Origin of the sequence: uncultured Halovibrio sp. (assembly GCF_913056445.1) — a bacterium.
GTDB classification, from domain to species: domain Bacteria; phylum Pseudomonadota; class Gammaproteobacteria; order Pseudomonadales; family Oleiphilaceae; genus Halospina; species Halospina utahensis_B.
The window spans coordinates 1-18199 of the sequence record NZ_CAJXMA010000015.1 but is presented as its reverse complement, the minus strand read 5'-3'; the positions used below and the strand labels follow the sequence as shown (position 1 = coordinate 18199).

15 protein-coding genes and 1 pseudogene are annotated in these 18199 nt (G+C 64.8%); 13 read left to right on the top strand and 3 right to left on the bottom strand.

The annotated features are described in order from the left end of the window. Window positions 1-2 precede the first annotated feature (2 nt). Both recO and pdxJ read left to right on the top strand, forming a co-directional pair. Window positions 3-722 carry a DNA repair protein RecO gene (gene recO / locus QZ501_RS05100; RefSeq protein ID WP_295717712.1) on the top strand — a complete coding sequence of 240 codons (720 nt, stop codon included), beginning with the start codon at window positions 3-5 and terminating at the stop codon, window positions 720-722. Then, window positions 719-1474 carry a pyridoxine 5'-phosphate synthase gene (pdxJ, locus tag QZ501_RS05095; RefSeq protein ID WP_295717710.1) on the top strand — a complete coding sequence of 252 codons (756 nt, stop codon included), beginning with the start codon at window positions 719-721 and terminating at the stop codon, window positions 1472-1474. Before recO ends, pdxJ begins: the two co-directional genes overlap by 4 nt. Here the strand turns inward: pdxJ and QZ501_RS05090 are convergent. Beyond that, window positions 1454-4288 carry an ATP-binding protein gene (locus QZ501_RS05090; RefSeq protein ID WP_295717708.1) on the bottom strand — a complete coding sequence of 945 codons (2835 nt, stop codon included), beginning with the start codon at window positions 4286-4288 and terminating at the stop codon, window positions 1454-1456. The two genes, pdxJ and QZ501_RS05090, sit on opposite strands and share 21 nt — an antisense overlap. 140 nt (window positions 4289-4428) lie before the next feature. Between QZ501_RS05090 and cysM the strand changes: the two genes are divergently transcribed. The 5 genes from cysM (at window position 4429) to QZ501_RS05065 (ending at window position 10272) form a co-directional block, all read left to right on the top strand. Further along, window positions 4429-5322, top strand: coding sequence for a cysteine synthase CysM (cysM, locus tag QZ501_RS05085; protein WP_151441291.1), 894 nt, complete (start codon window positions 4429-4431; stop codon window positions 5320-5322). Between the two features lie 90 nt (window positions 5323-5412). After that, window positions 5413-6720: a 23S rRNA (uracil(1939)-C(5))-methyltransferase RlmD gene (gene rlmD, locus QZ501_RS05080; RefSeq protein ID WP_363174585.1), complete on the top strand. Its 1308-nt coding sequence runs from the start codon at window positions 5413-5415 to the stop codon at window positions 6718-6720. Then, window positions 6720-8960 (top strand): GTP diphosphokinase, encoded by a 2241-nt coding sequence (gene relA / locus QZ501_RS05075; RefSeq protein WP_151441289.1) that lies wholly within the window; start codon window positions 6720-6722, stop codon window positions 8958-8960. Before rlmD ends, relA begins: the two co-directional genes overlap by 1 nt. A gap of 13 nt (window positions 8961-8973) precedes the next feature. Next, window positions 8974-9822, top strand: a complete 849-nt coding sequence (gene mazG, locus QZ501_RS05070; protein ID WP_295717702.1) for a nucleoside triphosphate pyrophosphohydrolase — start codon at window positions 8974-8976, stop codon at window positions 9820-9822. Window positions 9823-9930: 108 nt separating this feature from the next. After that, entirely contained in the window at window positions 9931-10272 is a 342-nt protein-coding gene (locus QZ501_RS05065) for a pilin assembly protein (RefSeq protein WP_151441287.1), read from the top strand. 15 nt (window positions 10273-10287) lie between these two features. Here QZ501_RS05065 and QZ501_RS05060 read toward each other — a convergent pair whose 3' ends face one another. Then, a complete protein-coding gene (locus QZ501_RS05060; protein WP_095617715.1) occupies window positions 10288-10500 on the bottom strand; it encodes a hypothetical protein in 213 nt (70 codons plus the stop codon). A gap of 106 nt (window positions 10501-10606) precedes the next feature. On the opposite strand from QZ501_RS05060, the gene ppc reads away from it, so the two are divergent. The 6 genes from ppc (at window position 10607) to QZ501_RS05030 (ending at window position 16796) form a co-directional block, all read left to right on the top strand. Continuing rightward, window positions 10607-13243 (top strand): phosphoenolpyruvate carboxylase, encoded by a 2637-nt coding sequence (gene ppc, locus QZ501_RS05055; protein ID WP_295717699.1) that lies wholly within the window; start codon window positions 10607-10609, stop codon window positions 13241-13243. 15 nt (window positions 13244-13258) lie between these two features. Further along, window positions 13259-14173: an HDOD domain-containing protein gene (locus QZ501_RS05050; RefSeq protein ID WP_295717697.1), complete on the top strand. Its 915-nt coding sequence runs from the start codon at window positions 13259-13261 to the stop codon at window positions 14171-14173. A gap of 94 nt (window positions 14174-14267) precedes the next feature. Beyond that, window positions 14268-14924, top strand: a complete 657-nt coding sequence (adk, locus tag QZ501_RS05045) for an adenylate kinase (RefSeq protein ID WP_151441284.1) — start codon at window positions 14268-14270, stop codon at window positions 14922-14924. After that, window positions 14924-15622, top strand: coding sequence for a tRNA (adenosine(37)-N6)-threonylcarbamoyltransferase complex dimerization subunit type 1 TsaB (tsaB, locus tag QZ501_RS05040; protein WP_225741762.1), 699 nt, complete (start codon window positions 14924-14926; stop codon window positions 15620-15622). The genes adk and tsaB overlap by 1 nt, the downstream gene beginning before the upstream one ends. 71 nt (window positions 15623-15693) lie before the next feature. Next, on the top strand, window positions 15694-16011 hold the full coding sequence (locus QZ501_RS05035; protein ID WP_151441283.1) for a hypothetical protein: 318 nt from the start codon (window positions 15694-15696) through the stop codon (window positions 16009-16011). Next, window positions 16011-16796: a class I SAM-dependent methyltransferase gene (locus tag QZ501_RS05030; protein WP_295717694.1), complete on the top strand. Its 786-nt coding sequence runs from the start codon at window positions 16011-16013 to the stop codon at window positions 16794-16796. Before QZ501_RS05035 ends, QZ501_RS05030 begins: the two co-directional genes overlap by 1 nt. 7 nt (window positions 16797-16803) lie before the next feature. On the opposite strand, the pseudogene QZ501_RS05025 reads toward QZ501_RS05030, so the two are convergent. Continuing rightward, window positions 16804-18199, bottom strand: a pseudogene (locus tag QZ501_RS05025) (glycerol-3-phosphate 1-O-acyltransferase); the annotation flags it as partial.

Here is an 18199-nt window from a genome sequence, read left to right as displayed (position 1 = left end):
CCGTGAGCGAGCGCGGCCAGCAGCTGGATCCGGCCTTTGTGCTGCATCGCCGCCCCTATGGTGAAACCAGCCTGATTGTTGACCTCTTCACCCTGCACCATGGCCACTTCAGCGCTGTGGCCCGTGGTGCCGCCCGGCCCCGGAGCCAGTGGCAGGCGGAGCTCCAGCCCTTCCGGCCTCTGAGGACCTCCTGGTCCGGCCGTCAGTCGCTGAGGACGCTGCGCCACGCTGAGGCCACGGCGCCTGCCCTGGCGCTGTCCGGTGATCGCCTCTACTGTGGTTTCTATCTGAATGAACTGCTGTTGCGGCTGCTGACCGAGGCGGATCCGGCCCCGGACCTGTTCAGCGTCTACCTCGATACCCTCGAACGGCTTGCGGGGGGCAGTGCGGCGCTGGAGCCCACGCTGCGGCGGTTCGAGTACCGGCTGGCGGGGGAGTTGGGGTACGGCATCAGCTGGGACAGGACCGGGGATACCGGTGACCCCGTACAGCCCGACCGTGTCTACGCATTCCACCCGGCCCAGGGCGTGCTGGCGGACGGCCACGGCTCTGTCGGGGGCATTTCCGGTGAGCACCTGCTGGCGCTGGCTGCGGATGAGCTGGATAATCAGGCGGTACTGAAGGTGGCCAAACGGCTCATGCGCAGCCTTGTGGATCATCTGCTACAGGGGCGGCCGTTGCACAGCCGCCGTCTTTTCGCGCGTCAGGGGAGGTCAGAATGAGTCATCAGTCCCGCCGTGTTCTGCTCGGCGTCAACGTGGATCACGTGGCAACCCTCCGGGAGGCCCGGGGGACGCGTTATCCGGATCCGGTCCAGGCCGCACTGCTGGCGGAGGAAGCCGGGGCGGATGGCATCACGGTGCATCCCCGGGAGGATCGTCGCCACATCCAGGACCGGGATGTACGGATCCTGAGCGAGACCCTGAACACCCGCATGAACCTGGAAATGGCCGTGACCGATGCCATGCTGGGCTTCGCCGAAACCATCCGTCCCGAGCACTGCTGCTTCGTCCCGGAGAAGCGCGAGGAGCTGACTACTGAGGGCGGTCTGGATGTGGCTGGCCAGCCCGGGCGGGTCAGGGCCGCCTGCGAGCGCATGGCGGCGATGGGTACGGAAGTCTCACTGTTCATTGATGCCGATCCGGACCAGATCCGGGCGGCGGCGGACTGTGGCGCGCCGGCCATTGAGCTGCATACCGGCGAATACGCGCTCGCGGAGACGCCAGAGGTGATGGAGCGGGAGCTGAATCGGCTGAGGGAGTGCGTGGACCTGGCCCGGGGGCAGGGGCTGACCGTCAACGGCGGCCATGGCCTGCACTACCACAATACGGCCGCTATCGCGGCGCTCGGGGGCATTCACGAGCTCAACATCGGCCATGCCATCATGGCCCGGGCACTGATGGTTGGCATGAAGGAGGCGGTCCGGGACATGCGGGCGCTGATTGATCAGGCGTCAGGTGTCGGTGCTGTGTAGCAGCTGGTGCCAGTGCGTCTGCTCACACCAGCGCATCAGCCGGTCCATGGCGGCAAGCAGGCGCTCCACCGCGTCGCCGATCCCTTCAGCCCCCTTCTTGAGGCGGGTTTCCAGGTCCGCTGCGCAGTCGCCCAGCTCCGGAACACCGGTGTAGCGGGTGGCCCCGTGAAGCCGGTGGACCCGTTCAAGCAGGGTGGCCTGGTCCCCCTGGTTGTACAGGTTCTCAACAGCCGTCCGATCCTCCTCGACATGATCCAGCAGCATGCTCAGCATCTCCTCCGCCAGATCCGGCTTGCCATTGGCCCGCTGCAGGCATGCCTCAGGGTCGACCACCGCGTGCTGGCGGCCCCGTGACGAAGGCCTGACCCCCTCCGGCTCCCTGGGCTGGCGCTCCTCGGCGGCCTGGACGTCCAGCCCCAGGTGGCGCTGGAGCGTATGGGCAATCAGTGACGGGTTGATGGGTTTGGTCAGATAGCCGTCGAAACCGGAAGCCAGGAGATGCTCACGTTCCTCCGAGAGGGCGTGGGCCGTGAGGGCGATGACCGGTACATGGCTGTTGGCGTTGTTGAGCCGGCGTATGCGGGTGGTGGCCTCGGTACCATCCATGCCGGGCATCTGGACATCCATCAGGACCAGGTCGAAGGTCTCCTGCTGGAGGCGTTGCAGAGCCTCATAGCCGCTGCCCACATCCTCCACATGGAGGTTGAATTCCCGCAGCAGCGTTGTGACAAGCTTGAGGTTGGCCGAGTTGTCGTCTACCGCAAGAACCCGGGCATTCGTTTCCTGGCGGTCGGCCGCAGGCAGAGGCGCCGGTGCCCGCGGCTGCTCCGGCAGCTCCCCCGTGCCCTGGATCAGCTGCCCCAGGCGCTGCTGGAAGAAGGTGCGGCGCACCGGTTTGGTCATGTGGGCCGAGGCCATGCTCACCAGCGGGCTGGCGTCCTCATTGAGCGTAGGGGTAAGCAGCAGCACCCGGCAGTCGCACTCGTATTCCAGGGTCCGGATCAGTTCCCGGTGCTGGTTCGAGTGGAGCAGGTGGCGGGCCACGCCCAGGATCACCAGAGCGAAGCCCTGGCCGCTGGCCTGGGCGGACTGGACCTGTGCAATCACCTCCTGCGGGCCGGAGGCGTGGGTAACAGCGACCCCGCATTCCCGCAGCAGGTTGGTGATCGCCAGCCCGGTTGTTTCCTGATATTCCAGATAGAGGACTGATTCCCCGCTGAATGGAGGAGGCGGGGCTGTTTCCGCTGTGCCCGAGGTCTCCAGGGGCAGGCTGAACCAGAAACTGGAGCCTCTGCCCAGCTCGCTATCAACCCCGATTTCGCCGCCCATTTCCTCTACCAGCCGGTGTGAGATCACCAGGCCCAGCCCGGTGCCGCCGTACTGGCGCGCCGTGGAGGCGTCCGCCTGGCTGAAGGCATTGAAGATGCTTTCCTGCTGGGATTCGGAAAGACCCACACCGGTGTCCGTGATGCTGATCCGGATTCGGTTGTCGTCTGGAGCATCCTCATCGAGCATCACCCGTACCACCACTTCGCCGTGCTGGGTGAACTTGATGGCATTGTTCACCAGGTTGGTCAGCACCTGCTTGATGCGCAGCGGGTCCCCCATGAAGGCGTCGGGGACATCGGTGTAGATCAGGGGCGCCAGGTCCAGGTTCTTCTCGTGGGCTGCTGGTGCCAGCATGATCAGCACCTCCTCTACGGTCTCGCGCAGGTGGAAGGGCGTCCGGTCCAGAACCAGTTTGCCCGCCTCGATCTTGGAGAAGTCCAAAATGTCGTTGATGATGGTGAGCAGGATTTCCGAGGACTTGCGGATGGTATTGAGGTGGTCCCGCTGCTGGGCCGAGGCGGGGGCTTTCAGCAGCAGATCCGTGAAGCCGATGATGCCGTTGAGTGGGGTGCGGATCTCATGGCTCATGTTTGCCAGGAACTCCGACTTGATCCGGCTTGCCTCGAGGGCCTGCTTGCGTGCCAGGTCGAGTTCGATGTTCTGGACTTCGATGGTCTCCAGGGTCTCGCGCAGATCCTCGGTGGCCTGGTCCACATTCTGCTGCATCTCATCCCGCGCCTGCTGCAGGCTGCCGGCCATGGCATTGAGCCCGGAAGCCAGTTCCTCCAGCTCAGGTCCTGCCGTCATCTCCACCCGGGTGTCGAGCTTGCCCTCGCGCAGACGGTTGATGGCGCGGGTGAGCTCATGGATGGGGTCGGTGACCGAGCGGCTCAGGTGAATGGCAATCAGGGTGTTCAGGAAAAGTCCGCCCCCGACCAGAAGCAGGCTCACCAGAAGGGCTTCATACTGCTCTTTGCGGGTGGTGGCATGGGAAAGTTCAACGCTCACCCATCCCAGGGGCTGCTCGCCCCCAGCGGTGTCGTTCCGGCGTCGGTCCATGTCCAGGAGGCCGTCAATCATGAGGTCCTGGGGGTAGATGGGGGCAGTGAACAGCGACGCGTCCTCGCCGGTGTGGACTGTCGGGCTGGTTACGTTCTGGAGCGGTTGCTGTCCCTGCAACCGCTCCCGGCGGCCGGTCTGTACCAGCTTCCGCCCATCACTGTCATAGATGGTGATGGCGCGGACATCGTCCTCTTCCAGCATGGAACTGGCGATGCCGAACAGCAGGTTACGGTTGCCGGTAAAAGCACCGTACTCAGAGGCGGAAGCCAGCTGGCGGCTGAGCGACATGCCCCGTTCCTCGAGCATGCGCGACAGGTTGCTGACCCAGCTGTGGGTGAAATACACCCCCACGATCACGATCAGCACCATCGTGGGGATCAGAGACAGAAAGAAGACCTTTTTCTGGACGCCCCAGCGGCGCATCAGTGACCCTGCTTGATCGTGTGGATGGCTCCGGAGTGGTTGGGCGCGGCTCCGGATCGGCGTATCATGGGCGCCAATCTAACACAAGCGTGTGCCGGCACGCGTTGCCGGTGTCACAAGCCTGAGGAGTTTCCGCCGCCATGGCCTATGCAACCATTGAGGATTATGTGGGCAATACGCCGCTGGTTCGGCTCCAGCGCCTGCCGGGCAATACCAGCAACACCATCCTGGTGAAGCTTGAGGGCAACAACCCGGCCGGCTCGGTCAAGGACAGGCCCGCGCTGAGCATGATCAGTGAGGCGGAAAAACGCGGTGATATCAAGCCGGGGGACACCCTGATCGAGGCCACCAGCGGCAATACCGGCATTGCCCTTGCCATGGCGGCTGCCATCAAGGGGTACCGCATGATCCTGATCATGCCGGAGAATGCGAGTGAGGAACGCCGTGCCTCCATGCGCGCCTACGGGGCCGAGATCATCAGCGTCTCGCGCGAGGCCGGCATGGAGGGCGCGCGGGATACGGCGCAGCAGATGGCGGCCGAAGGACAGGGCCTGATCCTGGACCAGTTCGCGAACCCTGACAATCCGCTGTCGCACTACAAGGGCACGGCGCCTGAGATCTGGCGGGATACCGGTGGAGGGATTACACACTTCATCTCTTCCATGGGGACCACCGGTACCATTATGGGCTGCTCCCGGTATTTCCGTGAGCAGAGCCCGGACGTCGAGATTATCGGGCTGCAACCGGGGGAGGACGCGGCCATTCCGGGTATCCGCCGCTGGCCGCCGGAGTACCTGCCCGGGATCTTCAATGCCAGCGCCGTGGACCGGACTATGGAAATGGGCCAGCAGGAGGCCGAGGACACCATGAGGGCCCTGGCCGCGAAGGAGGGTATCTTCTGCGGCGTATCCTCCGGGGGTTGCGTGGCCGGTGCGCTCCGTCTCTCCCAGGAGGTTGAAAACGCCACCATCGTCGCCATTATCTGCGACCGGGGCGACCGCTATCTGTCCACCGGTGTGTTTTCCAGCCAGTAGACCATCGGCCCACACCCCGTAAATCGACCATCAACAGGGTAGTCCAGCATGAGCCGACGCCGGCGAGGTCCGCGCATCCCCGCAGAACCGGTGAGCATTGAAATTGACAGCCTCAGCCATGATGGACGTGGCGTTGGGCGCATTGAGGGCAAGGCGGCGTTTGTGGCCGGCGCGCTGCCGGGGGAACAGGTGCAGGCACGCTTCCTGGACCGCCGCCGGCGTTTTGATGCCCTGCGCACGCTGGAGGTAGAAGCCAATCCCGGCCCCGACCGGGTAACGCCACCGTGCCCGCACGCGGATCTGTGCGGCGGCTGCAGCCTGCAGCACCTGGCACCGGCGGCGCAGGTCCGGCTCAAGGCGGAAACGCTGGCCGAACAGTTCGCCCACTTCGGAGGAATCGAACCGGAGCAGTGGGCTGAGCCGCTGACTGGCGAAACCCTTGGGTACCGCCGTAAGGCGCGCCTGGGCGTGCGCTACGTGACCAAGCGCGGCGAGGTTCTGGTGGGTTTCCGTGAGAAGGGCAGCAGTTTCATCACCGCGATCAACGACTGCGCGGTGCTCGACCCCCGTGTGGGTCAGCGCATCGAGGCCCTGAAGGAACTGATTGCCGGGCTTTCGGTCTACAACCGGCTGGCCCAGATCGAAGTGGCCTGTGGTGATGACGAGGCGGCCCTTGTCCTGCGCCACCTGGAGCCTCTGACACCGGAGGACGAAGCCACTCTGTGTGAATTCGGCCGGACCCATGACCTGCAGATCTATCTCCAGCCCAAGGGGCCGGATACCGTGCACCGCCTCTGGCCGGAGCCGGGTAACGGGCCTGACCGGCTGTTCTACCAGCTTCCGGAATGGGATCTGACGCTGGGCTTCCATCCCATGGATTTCACCCAGGTGAACGCGGACATCAACCAGCGCATGGTCAGCCAGGCACTGGCATGGCTGGCGCCGGAGCCCCATCACCGGGTGCTGGACCTGTTCTGCGGTCTGGGCAACTTCTCGCTGCCGCTGGCGCGCCAGGCCGGCGAAGTGGTCGGTGTCGAGGGTGAGGAGGCGCTGGTCCAACGCGGCCGCGAGAACGCCGAGCGTAACGGTCTGGGTAACGTCACCTTCCGGGCCACGGATCTGCAGCAGGATTTCACGGCGGAGCCCTGGGCCGCGGAAGGGTTTGACCGGGTACTGATTGACCCACCGCGCTCCGGTGCGGAAGACGTAGTGCGTCATCTCTCCGGTGCCGGTGTGGAGCGCATTGTCTATGTGTCATGCAATCCGGCGACCCTGGCCCGGGACGCCGGTATTCTCGTGGCGAGTGGCTACCGGCTGGTGCGGGCCGGGATCATGGACATGTTCCCGCATACCGCCCATGTCGAGTCCATGGCCCTGTTCGAGCGGGAGTCACGCTGATGGTGAAGGTCCGTGAAAATTACGCCAGCACGGCGGATGGCGGCGTGGATATCGGTGCCTGGGTCGACCACATTGACGCCCAGCACCCGCTGGAGGACCGTGACACACTGATCCGCGCCTGCCGGCGCAGTCTCGCCATAGACCGTAAGGCCGTACGCGAGGATCGGCAGTGGGCACCCGGGGCCAGCAGTTTCCTGACTGGGCTCGAGATGGCCCAGATCCTGACCGAGCTGCGCCTGGACCAGGAAACCCTGGTTGCGGCGGTGCTGTACCGGGCGGTGCGCGAGGAGCGCATGACGCTGGAGGCGGTGCGCTCCGAGTTCGGTGAGGCCATCGCGCAGCTGATTGAGGGTGTGGTCCAGATGGCCGCCATATCCACCCTTCACCGGCCGCTCAAGGGCAATGTGCTGGGGCAGGCCCAGGGGCAGCAGGACAATGTCCGCCGTATGCTGGTGACCATGGTGGACGATGTGCGCGTGGCCCTGATCAAGCTGGCGGAGCGTACCTGTGCCATCCGTGCGGTCAAGGACGCCCCGCCGGAGAAGCGCCTGCGCGTGGCCCGTGAGGTGTTCGACATCTATGCGCCGCTGGCCCACCGGCTGGGCATCGGGCACATCAAGTGGGAGCTGGAGGACCTGTCCTTCCGCTATCTGCACGAATCCGCGTATAAGAAAATCGCCAAGCTTCTGGACGAGAAGCGCGTTGACCGGGACGCCTATGTCAAACGCGTGGCTGAGATCCTCAGGGGCGCCCTGGCCGAGTCGGACATCCAGGCCGAGGTGGCGGGGCGCGCCAAGCACATCTACAGCATCTGGCGGAAGATGCGCCGCAAGGGCATTGATTTCTCGGAGGTCTACGACATCCGGGCACTGCGTGTCCTGGTGCCGGAAGTGCGTGACTGCTATGCCGCGATTGGGGTGGTGCACGGGCTCTGGCGCCATATTCCCCATGAGTTCGATGACTACATCGCCAATCCCAAGGAAAACGGCTACCAGTCCCTGCACACCGCCGTGGTGGGGCCCGAGGGCAAGACCATGGAGGTGCAGATCCGCACCCATGATATGCACGAGGATGCGGAGCTGGGCGTGTGTGCCCACTGGCGCTACAAGGGCACCGATAACGGCGGTTCGGAGGCGGCCTATGAGGCCAAGATCAACTGGCTGCGCCAGGTCATCGAATGGCAGGAGGATCTGGGCGAGAGCGGCAACCTGGTGGAGCAGCTGCGCAGTGACGTGGGCGGCGATCGCATCTATGTATTCACTCCCGAGGGCCACGTGGTGGACATGCCCCGTGGGGCGACGCCGCTGGATTTCGCCTACAAGATCCACACCGAGGTGGGCCATGCCTGCCGGGGCGCCAAGGTCAACGGCCGTATCGTACCGCTGACCCATACGCTGCGGACCGGGGATCAGGTGAGCATCCTGCGTGGAAGCGAGGCCGCGCCCAGCCGTGACTGGCTCAATCCCGGGCTGGGTTACATCCAGACCTCGCGGGCCCGCGCCAAGGTGACCCACTGGTTCAAGATGCAGGACCGGGAACAGAACATCGCCGACGGAAAGGCGGTTCTGGAGGACGAGCTTGGCCGCCTCTCGCTGCGCGATCTCGATCTCGACGCCCTGGCCCGGAAGGTCAACTACAGCTCGGCCAGCGACATGTACGCCGCCATCGGGGCCGGGGATCTCAAGCCGGCCCAGGCGGTCAAGGCGGCCCAACGGGTGCTGGAGCCGGCCGATCGCCAGCTGGATTTCCGGTTTGCGCGCGGGCGCAGTGACAAGGCGAAAAAGGACCCGGACATCCACATCCAGGGCGTGGGCAATCTAAAGACCACCATTGCCCAGTGCTGCAGCCCCGTGCCCGGAGACCCCATCATCGGCTACATCACTGTTGGCCGTGGCGTGACCGTCCACCGGGATGACTGCATGAACCTGCTGCAGCTTCGCGAGCAGGAGGCCAGCCGCATCATTGAGGTGGACTGGGGGCCGGAGCCCGAAGCTCGCTACCCGGTGACCATCGATATCGAGGCCTATGACCGGGCGGGGCTACTGAACGACATCACTTCGGTGCTGGCCAACCGCAAGCTCAATGTGCTGTCGATGCAGACCCAGTCCCACAGTGACAGCAATATGGCGAACATGACGCTGACGGTGGAAATCGGCGATATCGACCAGCTCTCGCGCCTGCTGGCCTCCATCCGCCAGCTGCCCAACGTCATGGATGTGCATCGCCACCGTGAAGCCTGACCGGAGTGACCCGATGAGCCGAACCTATTCGATGGAGGACCTGCTGGCGCTGATGGCCCGCCTGCGGGACCCGCAGCAGGGCTGCCCCTGGGATCTGGAGCAGGACTTCCGCAGCATAGTGCCGCACACCATTGAGGAGACCTACGAGGTGGCGGACGCCATCGAGCGCGGGGATTTCGATCATCTGCCGGATGAACTGGGGGATCTGCTGTTCCAGGTGGTGTTCTATGCCCAGCTGGCCCGGGAAGAGGGGCGTTTCGGCTTCAGTGACCTGGTTGATGGGGTGACCCGCAAGATGATCCGTCGCCATCCGCATATTTTCCCGGATGGCACCCTGGACAGCCATCCCGGTGACGCCGATGGCATGACCGAAGCGGATGTGCGCGTGAACTGGGACCGCATCAAGGCCGAGGAGAAGGGGAAGCAGGGGGCAGAGGCAACACCTGCAAGCGCCCTGGACGACGTGACCCCCGGCCTTCCCGCCTTTCAGCGCGCGGCCAAGCTGCAGAAGCGTGCCTCAAAGGTTGGCTTCGACTGGCCGGAGACCGGCATGGTCTTCGACAAGCTCCACGAGGAGGCGGATGAGCTCAGGACGGCCTGGCAGGAACAGTCCGGCCCCGAGGACAGGGACGCGGTAGAGGATGAACTGGGCGACCTGCTGTTCGTGGCCGTGAACCTCAGCCGCTTTCTGGGGGTGGATGCGGAACAGGCCCTGCGCCGCGCCAACCTCAAGTTCGAGCGCCGCTTCCGGTGCATGGAGGCACAGCTGGAGGATGCGGGGGAAAAGCTGAAAGGGCGGGATATCGAGACCCTGGAAGCGGCCTGGCAGAGGGCCAAAAAGGCCTCGGATGCGGACAGTTGAGGCCCTGAGCGGTCACCATACGTACAATCCATTACCGTTATTCCCTCTCCTCCCAAGCCCGAATGGACTACAGTATTGTCAAAGAGGCGGCATCAACGGGGAGGTAATATGCGGCTTGGACAACTCGTCAATCACTGGGAGCAGCATGCCCGAGGCCGGCTGGCCGAGGAGCAGGTGACCGTAAGGCTCCCGGAGGAAGGCGAACAGCAGCTTGAGGCGCTTGCAAAGCAGTACCCTCTCAAGTCCCGCGAAGCCCTGCTGCGTGATCTGATCAACGCCGCCCTGACTGATCTTGAGGTCTGCTTCCCGTACCGCGAAGGCAGCCGTGTCGTTGCCCGGGACGAGGACGGGTTCGAGATCTACGAGGACGCCGGCATGACCCCGCGTTTCCTCAACCTCTCCCGCAAGTACATGCAGCAGCTCAAGGGTGACGCCTCACGCGTGGCGTGAGGCCGTCCCCGTTGACTACTTCTGGCGGCCCGGCTCCGGGAGATCGGAGAGGGCCGCGTTGAGCAGGTCCCGCAGCAGTTCCTCTTCCGAATAGTCCGGATACAGCTCCGCCAGCGCACGCAGCCGTGCCGCATCCTCCAGTGTGACGTTCACCTCGTATTCCTGCTTGCCGTCCTCCGGTGTGCGTTCACCGGATTCCCACTGTTTCGGCAGATCCGCGATTTTCATGGTATTGCGTTGCTCCGGTCATGTTGGGCCATACTAAGGGCGTTAAGCCGGTTTCATCCTAGCACGGAGCCACCGGCATTGCCCGCAGCGAAAGGGACCCTTTTCAATGACCGAACTCCATCCCGCTCTCAGGGAAAACATCCGTCTTCTTGGTGAGATCCTCGGTGACTGCATCCGCGAGAAACCCGGTCCGGAATGGTATGAGCGGGTAGAGGCGGTGCGTCAGGCAGCCAAGGATGACCGTATGCAGGAAAGCGGCTCCGGGCAGCGCCTCGCCGAATTTCTGGCAAGCCTGACCGACGACCAGCTGGTGCCGGTGACGCGGGCTTTCAACCAGTTCCTGAATCTGGCCAACCTGGCCGAGCAGTACCACAGCATCCGACGCCGGCGTGAACCCCGGGAAGAGGGGCCCGACGAATCGGTGCATGCGACACTGGCACGCCTGGCAGAGCAGGGTGTGGAACCGTCCCGGCTGCACGAATGCGTGCGGGATATGCGCATGGAGTTCGTGCTGACGGCCCACCCCACCGAAGTGGCCCGCCGGACCCTCATCATGAAATACGATGAGATGTCCGCCTGCCTCCAGCGCCTGGACAGTGAGGATCTTCTGGCGGATGAGCGTGAGCGGGAGGTGGCGCGCCTGCGCCAGCTGATCACCCAGGCCTGGAATACCGACGAGATCCGTTACGAGCGCCCCACCGCGGTGGACGAGGCACGCTGGGGCTTTGCCGTGGTTGAGAACAGTCTCTGGCAGGCATTGCCCGACTTCCTGCGGGAGCTGGACGGAGCCCTCGTGGAACAGACAGGGGAAGGCCTGCCCATTGAGGCCAGCCCCATCCGGGTGGCTTCCTGGATGGGTGGTGACCGGGACGGCAACCCCAACGTCACCGCCGCCGTGACCCGCGAGGTGCTGCTGCTCAGCCGCTGGATGGCGGCGGATCTGTTCCTGCGCGACCTCCAGGATCTGCGGGCGGAGCTGTCCATGTGGGAGGCCTCTCCGGAATTGCAGGAGCGGGTCGGGGGCCACCGTGAACCCTACAGGGCGCTGCTCTCGGAACTGCGGGACCGCCTGAGGGCCACCCGGGACTGGGCTGAAGAGGCGGTGAGAGGAAGCGCTGAACCCTCACCGGAGGTGATGCTGGACTCCGCCGAGCTGACCGAACCCCTGCAGCTGTGCTACGACTCCCTCGTGGCCTGCGGCATGGAATCGGTGGCGCGCGGGCCGCTGCTGGACACACTGCGGCGCGCCCACTGTTTCGGGCTGGAGCTGATCCGGCTGGATGTGCGCCAGGAAGCCTCCCGGCATGCCTCGGCCATTGGCGAAATCGTCGAGTGGCTGGGGCTGGGGGATTACACGCAGTGGAACGAGACCGAGCGCCAGCAGTTCCTGATCCGGGAACTGGAGAGTCGCCGTCCGCTGGTCCCGCGCAACTGGGCGCCCTCGGAGGAAACACGGGAGGTTCTGGATACCTGCCGGGTGATTGCCGAGCATCCGCCGGAAGCACTGGGCTCCTATGTGATCTCCATGGCGGCCCAACCCTCGGACGTGCTGGCGGTGATCCTGCTGCTGCGGGAGGCCGGCATGGATCATCCCATGCGCATCGTGCCGCTGTTTGAAACCCTGGCGGACCTGGACCATGCTCCGGAGGCACTGAGGGCCCTGCTGGAGCTGGACTGGTATCGGGAGTACACCGGTGGCGCCCAGGAGGTGATGATCGGGTACTCGGATTCGGCCAAGGATGCCGGGCAGATGATGGCGGCCTGGGCCCAGTACCAGGCCCAGGAAGCGCTGACCCAGGTGGCCACGGATTACGGGGTACACCTGACACTCTTCCACGGTCGTGGCGGCACCGTGGGCCGTGGTGGCGGCCCTGCCAATCAGGCCATTCTTTCGCAGCCGCCGGGCTCGGTGAACGGCAGCCTTAGGGTGACCGAGCAGGGCGAGATGATCCGCTTCAAGTTCGGCCTCCCGCGCGTGGCCCATCGGAGCTTCAATCTCTACACCAGTGCAGTGCTGGAAGCGACGGTGGCGCCGGCCCCGGAACCGAAGCCGGAATGGCGCGAGATGATGCACTCGCTGAGCGGTGAGGCTGTGCGCTCCTATCGCGGGCTGGTGCGCGAGACGGATGAGTTCGTCACCTACTTCCGACAGGCCACCCCCGAGCAGGAGCTGGGCAAGCTGGCGCTGGGCAGTCGTCCGGCGCGGCGCAGGCCAACAGGGGGTGTGGAGAGTCTCAGGGCGATCCCCTGGATCTTCGCCTGGACCCAGATGCGCCTGATGCTGCCGGCCTGGCTGGGCAGTGATGTGGCCCTGGGCCGGGCGCTGGAGGACGGGCATGAACCCCTCCTGAACGAGATGATCCGGGACTGGCCTTTCTTCCGCACCCATATCGACATGCTGGAGATGGTTCTTGCCAAGGCGGACCTGCGGATTGTCAGCTATTATGAGCAGAAGCTTGTGGAACCGGATCTCCGCCCCCTGGGTGAGACACTGCGTGAACGTCTGCGTGGGTGTGTCCAGCATGTGAACCGGCTGAAGGGGCAGGAGGAGCTGCTGACCCAGCAGCCGGACTTCGCCCATTCAATGAGGGTCCGCAACACCTATACGGACCCACTCCATTATCTGCAGGCGGAGCTGCTGCAGCGCGACCGGTATGCAGCCGGGCGGGTTCCAGAGAACGTCGAGAAGGCCATGAAGGTGACCATGGCCGGGATTGCGGCCGGTATGCGCAATACCGGCTGAGGCAGGGGAGAACGGATGACGGAACAGCCGGATATGGACGCACTGGCGGCAAGGGTTCAGCAGCTTTACCGACTGCCGCCCATGCCGGCTATTGCGTTGCGGGTCATGCAGATGACAGCCGCACCTGAGACAACGGCCGCCGACCTGGCGGGCGTGATCGAGCGCGACCCCAGCCTGGCGGCCCAGGTCCTGCGTTACGCCCGCTCGGCTCTCTTCAACTACCGGGGGGAGCTGCACAGTGTCCAGGAGGCCGTAACCCGGGTGCTCGGGTTCGACCGAGTCACTCACCTGGCGGTGGGCATCGCGGCCTCACGCAGTTTTGAGCTGCCGCGTTCCGGCCCTCTGGGGCTGGAGGCGTTCTGGCACCACTCACTGCACTGTGCCCGTCTTTCCCTGTCGATCGCCCGCAGCATTCCGCGGGATGCTCCTGGGCGTCCGGGCCCGGAGCTGGCCTACCTGTGTGGGCTCCTGCATAACCTGGGTCTGTTGCTGATCGGGCACCTGTTTCCGGAGGATTTCCGTCAGCTCCGTGAGGCGCGCGAGGCGGAACCGGACGTGCCGCTGACGGAGCTTGAATCCCGGGTGTTCCACAGCAGCGGGCAGGACGATGGCACACCGTTGCGCGTCGGCCATGCCAGTGCCGGCGGACTTCTGCTGCATCTCTGGGAAATGCCCGCCCCGGTGGTGACGGTTGCCGGCATGCATGAGACGCCGGACTATCAGGGCCAGCACGAGGCCTACGTACACTGTGTTCAGCTCGCCAATGGGCTTCTGAAGGAACGTGGCATTGGTGATGGCAGCAGTGGATCCGATCCCGCTGATGCAGCCCGTGCCCTGGGGTTGGATCAGACGGCTATTGAGTCGCTCGGGAGTACCATCGACCAGGTGAGCGCTGAAATCGAGGAACTTGCCCGCGGCCTTGCCGCCTGATTTGCTACATACGGTCTGCCACGTATAATGAGCCTTCGATTTTTAATGTGCCTGTCCCTGTTCAGGGGGCTGCAAGCCAATGGGAGCAATCAGTATGCGTATCATTCTGCTCGGCCCGCCGGGAGCCGGAAAAGGAACCCAGGCTGCGTACCTCACCGAAGCTTTCGGTATTCCCCAGATCTCCACGGGCGACATGCTCCGTGCCCAGGTGAAGGCCGGAACCGAGCTGGGCAAGAAAGCGGAAGAGGTGATGAACGCGGGTCAGCTGGTCTCCGATGACCTGATCATCGGTATGCTGAAGGAACGCATTGCTGAGGACGACTGTAAGAACGGCTATCTTCTGGATGGCGTGCCCCGGACGATTCCCCAGGCGGAATCACTCCAGGAGCAGGGCATCAAGATCGACTACGTGGTCGAGATCTCGGTGGACGACGACGAGATTGTTGAGCGTCTCTCCGGTCGCCGGATCCATGAGCCCAGCGGCCGCGTTTACCACATCAAGCACATGCCGCCGAAAGAGGATGGCAAGGACGACGAGACGGGCGAGCCCCTGATCCAGCGTGAGGACGACAAGGAAGAGACCGTACGTAAGCGTCTCCAGGTCTATCGTGAAGAGACCGAACCACTGGTGAAGTTCTATCAGGACCTGGAAGCGAAGAACCCGGGTAATGCCCCCCACTATGTCCGGATCGAGGGTGTGGGTTCCACCGAGTCCATCCGTGACCGGATCATTTCCACCCTGAAGGGCTGATGCCTGCCATGACCCGGCTGCTCGCTGTGGATACCAGTGCTGGCCGGGGCTCCGTTGCCCTCCTTGACGGGGGCAGCGTGCTCACCGATTACAGCGATGAACCCCGGTCCCACACCCGCCGGCTGGAGCCCATGGTCAATGGCCTTCTGGCTCAGTCCGGGCTGCGGCTGGGGGATCTGGATGCATTGGCCTTCGGCGCCGGCCCGGGATCGTTCACGGGCCTGAGGGTGACCGCCGGGCTGGTTCAGGGGCTGGCTTTCGGGCTCCAGCTGCCGGTGGTGCCGGTGTCGTCACTGCGGGCCATGGCCCATGCCGTGCATGGGCGGTTGGACGCACCCGCAGAGGTCGCCGTGGCCCGGGATGCCCGTATGGGGGAGCTCTACTGGGGGCTCTATCGGGTGACGCCGGAGGCAGCGGTGGAACCGCTGCTGCCCGATTCACTGGTTTCTCCCGCGGCACTGTCGCTGCCTGAGACGACCGGTGTCTGGCTGGGCGTCGGTGATGGCTGGCTTCTGCGGGAAGCGATTCCGGACCCCGTGCTTGCGCGCATGGAGACAATCATGCCCGACGTGATGCCGGAAGCCGGTGCGATTGCCTGCCTGGCTGAGACCCTGCTGCACCAGGGCGAATGGGTTGGGGCAGAAGCGGTCCAGCCGGTCTACCTGCGGGACGATGTGGCCTGGCAGACCAGCGCCTGAGCAGAGTGGGCGATCAGTGATTATACTGTTACCCGGTTCTCCTTTTTTCGATTCTGACGGGCATTGATCCAATGGTCGGTGGTATCTCCGGAAACAGCCCCCTGCCGCTCGCACCGGATCCGGCACGGCGGCCTGACGGTCCCGGGCGGGAAGCACCCCGCGCGGAACCCCTCAATGAGGCCCGCAGTGCCCCCCGCGAAGACAGCGGTCAGGCGCGCACCCGGCGTGCTGAGGCCGTGGCCGAGCCGGAGGTTGTGCGTCCCCGCCGCAGTCCGGATACCGACAGTCTCCCTCTCCGGAATCAGGAGGCACTCAGCGCCTATGATCGTATCGGCAGTGCCGCCGTGGCGGAGGACGTGGAGCTGGTCGGCGTGGACATCCGGATCTGATGGTGGCTGAGCTTCAGGTGGCGGCTGCCGGGCCGGAATGGCTCCCGGTTGCGGCCGAAGTGGCGCAGCGGCTGGGGCTCGAGTGTCTGCCCGAACCGGTGGACAGACCGGCGGAACTGGCCAGCCCCGCGTTGCTGGTGCTGGTTTCCGGTGAGGGCATCAGTCTTCAGGCGACCGGAAAGAAGGCGCCGGGCCCGGTGCGGGTGGACTGGGTGCACGGGCGCAGCGGTCACCGCCGCCGCCAGGGCGGCGCCGAACTGCTGGTCAAGGCCATTGGCGTGGGGCGGGCTTCAAGGCCACTCCGGATCCTGGATGCCACCGCCGGGCTGGGTGAGGATGCGCTGGTATTGGCCGGTTTCGACTGTGAGCTGGTGCTGTTCGAACGCTCACCGGTGATCGCCGAGCTGCTTGCCGATGGTATGGCCCGGGCGGCACATGAACCGGCGCTGTCGGATCGACTCGCGCGCATGCAGCTGGAACGTGGTGACGCCACCCACTGGCTTGCGGCGCATCCCGAGGCTGTGGATGTGGTCTACCTGGATCCGATGTTTCCGGAGAAGCGCAACAGTGCCGCGGTGCGCAAGGAAATGCAGCTGGCCAGGAGCGTGGTCGGTGATGACGGGGATGCCGCCTTACTGCTGGAGACGGGCCTGGCCGCCGCGCGTCACCGTGTGGTGGTCAAGCGCCCGCGCCGGGCGGACCCGCTGCCCGGGCCGGAACCCGCCACCTCAGTTGAGGGCCGCAGCAGCCGGTTTGACGTCTACAGCCGCCGGGCCCTTCCGTAGCAAGCCGTCAGGACTGGCCCGTTTCGGGAAGATCCGCGCTTTTGACGCCCGGCATGGGAACACTCACATTCGTCACCTGCAGGATCGACTGGCGGAGCTCCGAGCTCAGCACCAGGCGGGCCTCTTCAGCCACTTCCTCCAGCCCCGAGCGCCAGGCCAGCCGGCCATCCTCATCCGTGGTCAGGATGCCGTTGGTCCGCAGGTTGGCAATGAAGTTCCGGAACAGGGTCTTGTCGAAGAATTCCGGCGCGCTCAGCCCGAACAGCACGGATACACGCTCGGCCAGCAGCGTGGACTGTTCCTCCAGCTCTTCCGGTGTCAGGGTGTTGGGCCCGAAGCGCTGCAGTATGGCGATGCTCAGGTAGTAGCGCTGCAGGGTCTGGATCATGCCGTTGGAGAGCACCCCGAGCCGGACGGCATCCGCCGTGCCGGGTTCCGGCCGGTGCAGGAGGCTGCCTTCACTGATGAGAAGCCCTTCCTCCACCAGCCGGTCGATCCAGGTATCCAGCACGTCGTCGATGCTTTCCGTGGGCCAGCGCAGGAAGAGCTCTGACTGGATGTAGGGATAGATAGCGCGCGCCAGGAACACCAGGCGTTCACGCTCCAGTGAGCTGTTGTTCTGGAACAGGCTGGCCAGCAGTGCGGGAATCGCGAACAGGTGCTGGACGTTGTTGCGGTAGTAGGTCATCAGAACCGCGTGCCGCCCCTCGAGCATGATGATGTCGCCCAGCTTCTGCTTGCGCCGGACAATCAGCCCCATGGTCTCGTTGTAGGCGATCCAGTCCTCGCCGGAGCCTTCAGGGAAGGTCATGCGGTCGCTGTAGGGCTGCTTGTGGAGCAGGTTGCACAGGTCTTCCATCAGCCGGGCCAGCAGCTGTTCGTCCATGGCCAGGCGGTCGGTCGCCAGCATGACAGTGGCCAGCAGGTTGACCGGGTTCAGGGCGGCCGCTTCGTTGAGGTTCGTCACGGTGCGCCGGGCCAGGGTGTTGACCACGTCCGGCAGCCACTCAGGGCGGGATTCCTCGTCATACGACTGTTCACGCCACTGCGGCTGCTTTTCGTCCAGAACGCCGGCCAGCTCAATGGGTTCACCGAAGTTGACCGACACCTGGCCGAAGGAACGCCGCAGGTTGCGTACCGAGCTGATCAGGCCCAGGAGCCCTTCCTTTTTCTTCCTGGTGCCCTGGAGTTCGCCCAGGTAGGAACGGCCTTCCAGCACCTTCTCGTAGCCGAAGTAGACCGGTACGAACACGATGGGCTTGCGCGGATCGCGCAGGAAGCTGCGGACCGTCATCGACAGCATGCCCGGGCGCGGCTGCAGGGTGCGACCGGTGCGGCTGCGCCCGCCTTCCACGAAATATTCCACCGAGAAGCCGCGGGTGAACATCACGTGCATGTATTCA

Coding starts and splice junctions, on each gene's coding strand:
- pdxJ (WP_295717710.1), top strand. CDS start 719: ATGAGTCATCAGTCCCGCCGTGTTCTGCTCGGCGTCAACGTGGATCAC.
- QZ501_RS05090 (WP_295717708.1), bottom strand. CDS start 4,288: ATGCGCCGCTGGGGCGTCCAGAAAAAGGTCTTCTTTCTGTCTCTGATC.
- cysM (WP_151441291.1), top strand. CDS start 4,429: ATGGCCTATGCAACCATTGAGGATTATGTGGGCAATACGCCGCTGGTT.
- relA (WP_151441289.1), top strand. CDS start 6,720: ATGGTGAAGGTCCGTGAAAATTACGCCAGCACGGCGGATGGCGGCGTG.
- mazG (WP_295717702.1), top strand. CDS start 8,974: ATGAGCCGAACCTATTCGATGGAGGACCTGCTGGCGCTGATGGCCCGC.
- QZ501_RS05065 (WP_151441287.1), top strand. CDS start 9,931: ATGCGGCTTGGACAACTCGTCAATCACTGGGAGCAGCATGCCCGAGGC.
- QZ501_RS05060 (WP_095617715.1), bottom strand. CDS start 10,500: ATGAAAATCGCGGATCTGCCGAAACAGTGGGAATCCGGTGAACGCACA.
- ppc (WP_295717699.1), top strand. CDS start 10,607: ATGACCGAACTCCATCCCGCTCTCAGGGAAAACATCCGTCTTCTTGGT.
- QZ501_RS05050 (WP_295717697.1), top strand. CDS start 13,259: ATGACGGAACAGCCGGATATGGACGCACTGGCGGCAAGGGTTCAGCAG.
- adk (WP_151441284.1), top strand. CDS start 14,268: ATGCGTATCATTCTGCTCGGCCCGCCGGGAGCCGGAAAAGGAACCCAG.
- tsaB (WP_225741762.1), top strand. CDS start 14,924: ATGCCTGCCATGACCCGGCTGCTCGCTGTGGATACCAGTGCTGGCCGG.
- QZ501_RS05035 (WP_151441283.1), top strand. CDS start 15,694: ATGGTCGGTGGTATCTCCGGAAACAGCCCCCTGCCGCTCGCACCGGAT.
- QZ501_RS05030 (WP_295717694.1), top strand. CDS start 16,011: ATGGTGGCTGAGCTTCAGGTGGCGGCTGCCGGGCCGGAATGGCTCCCG.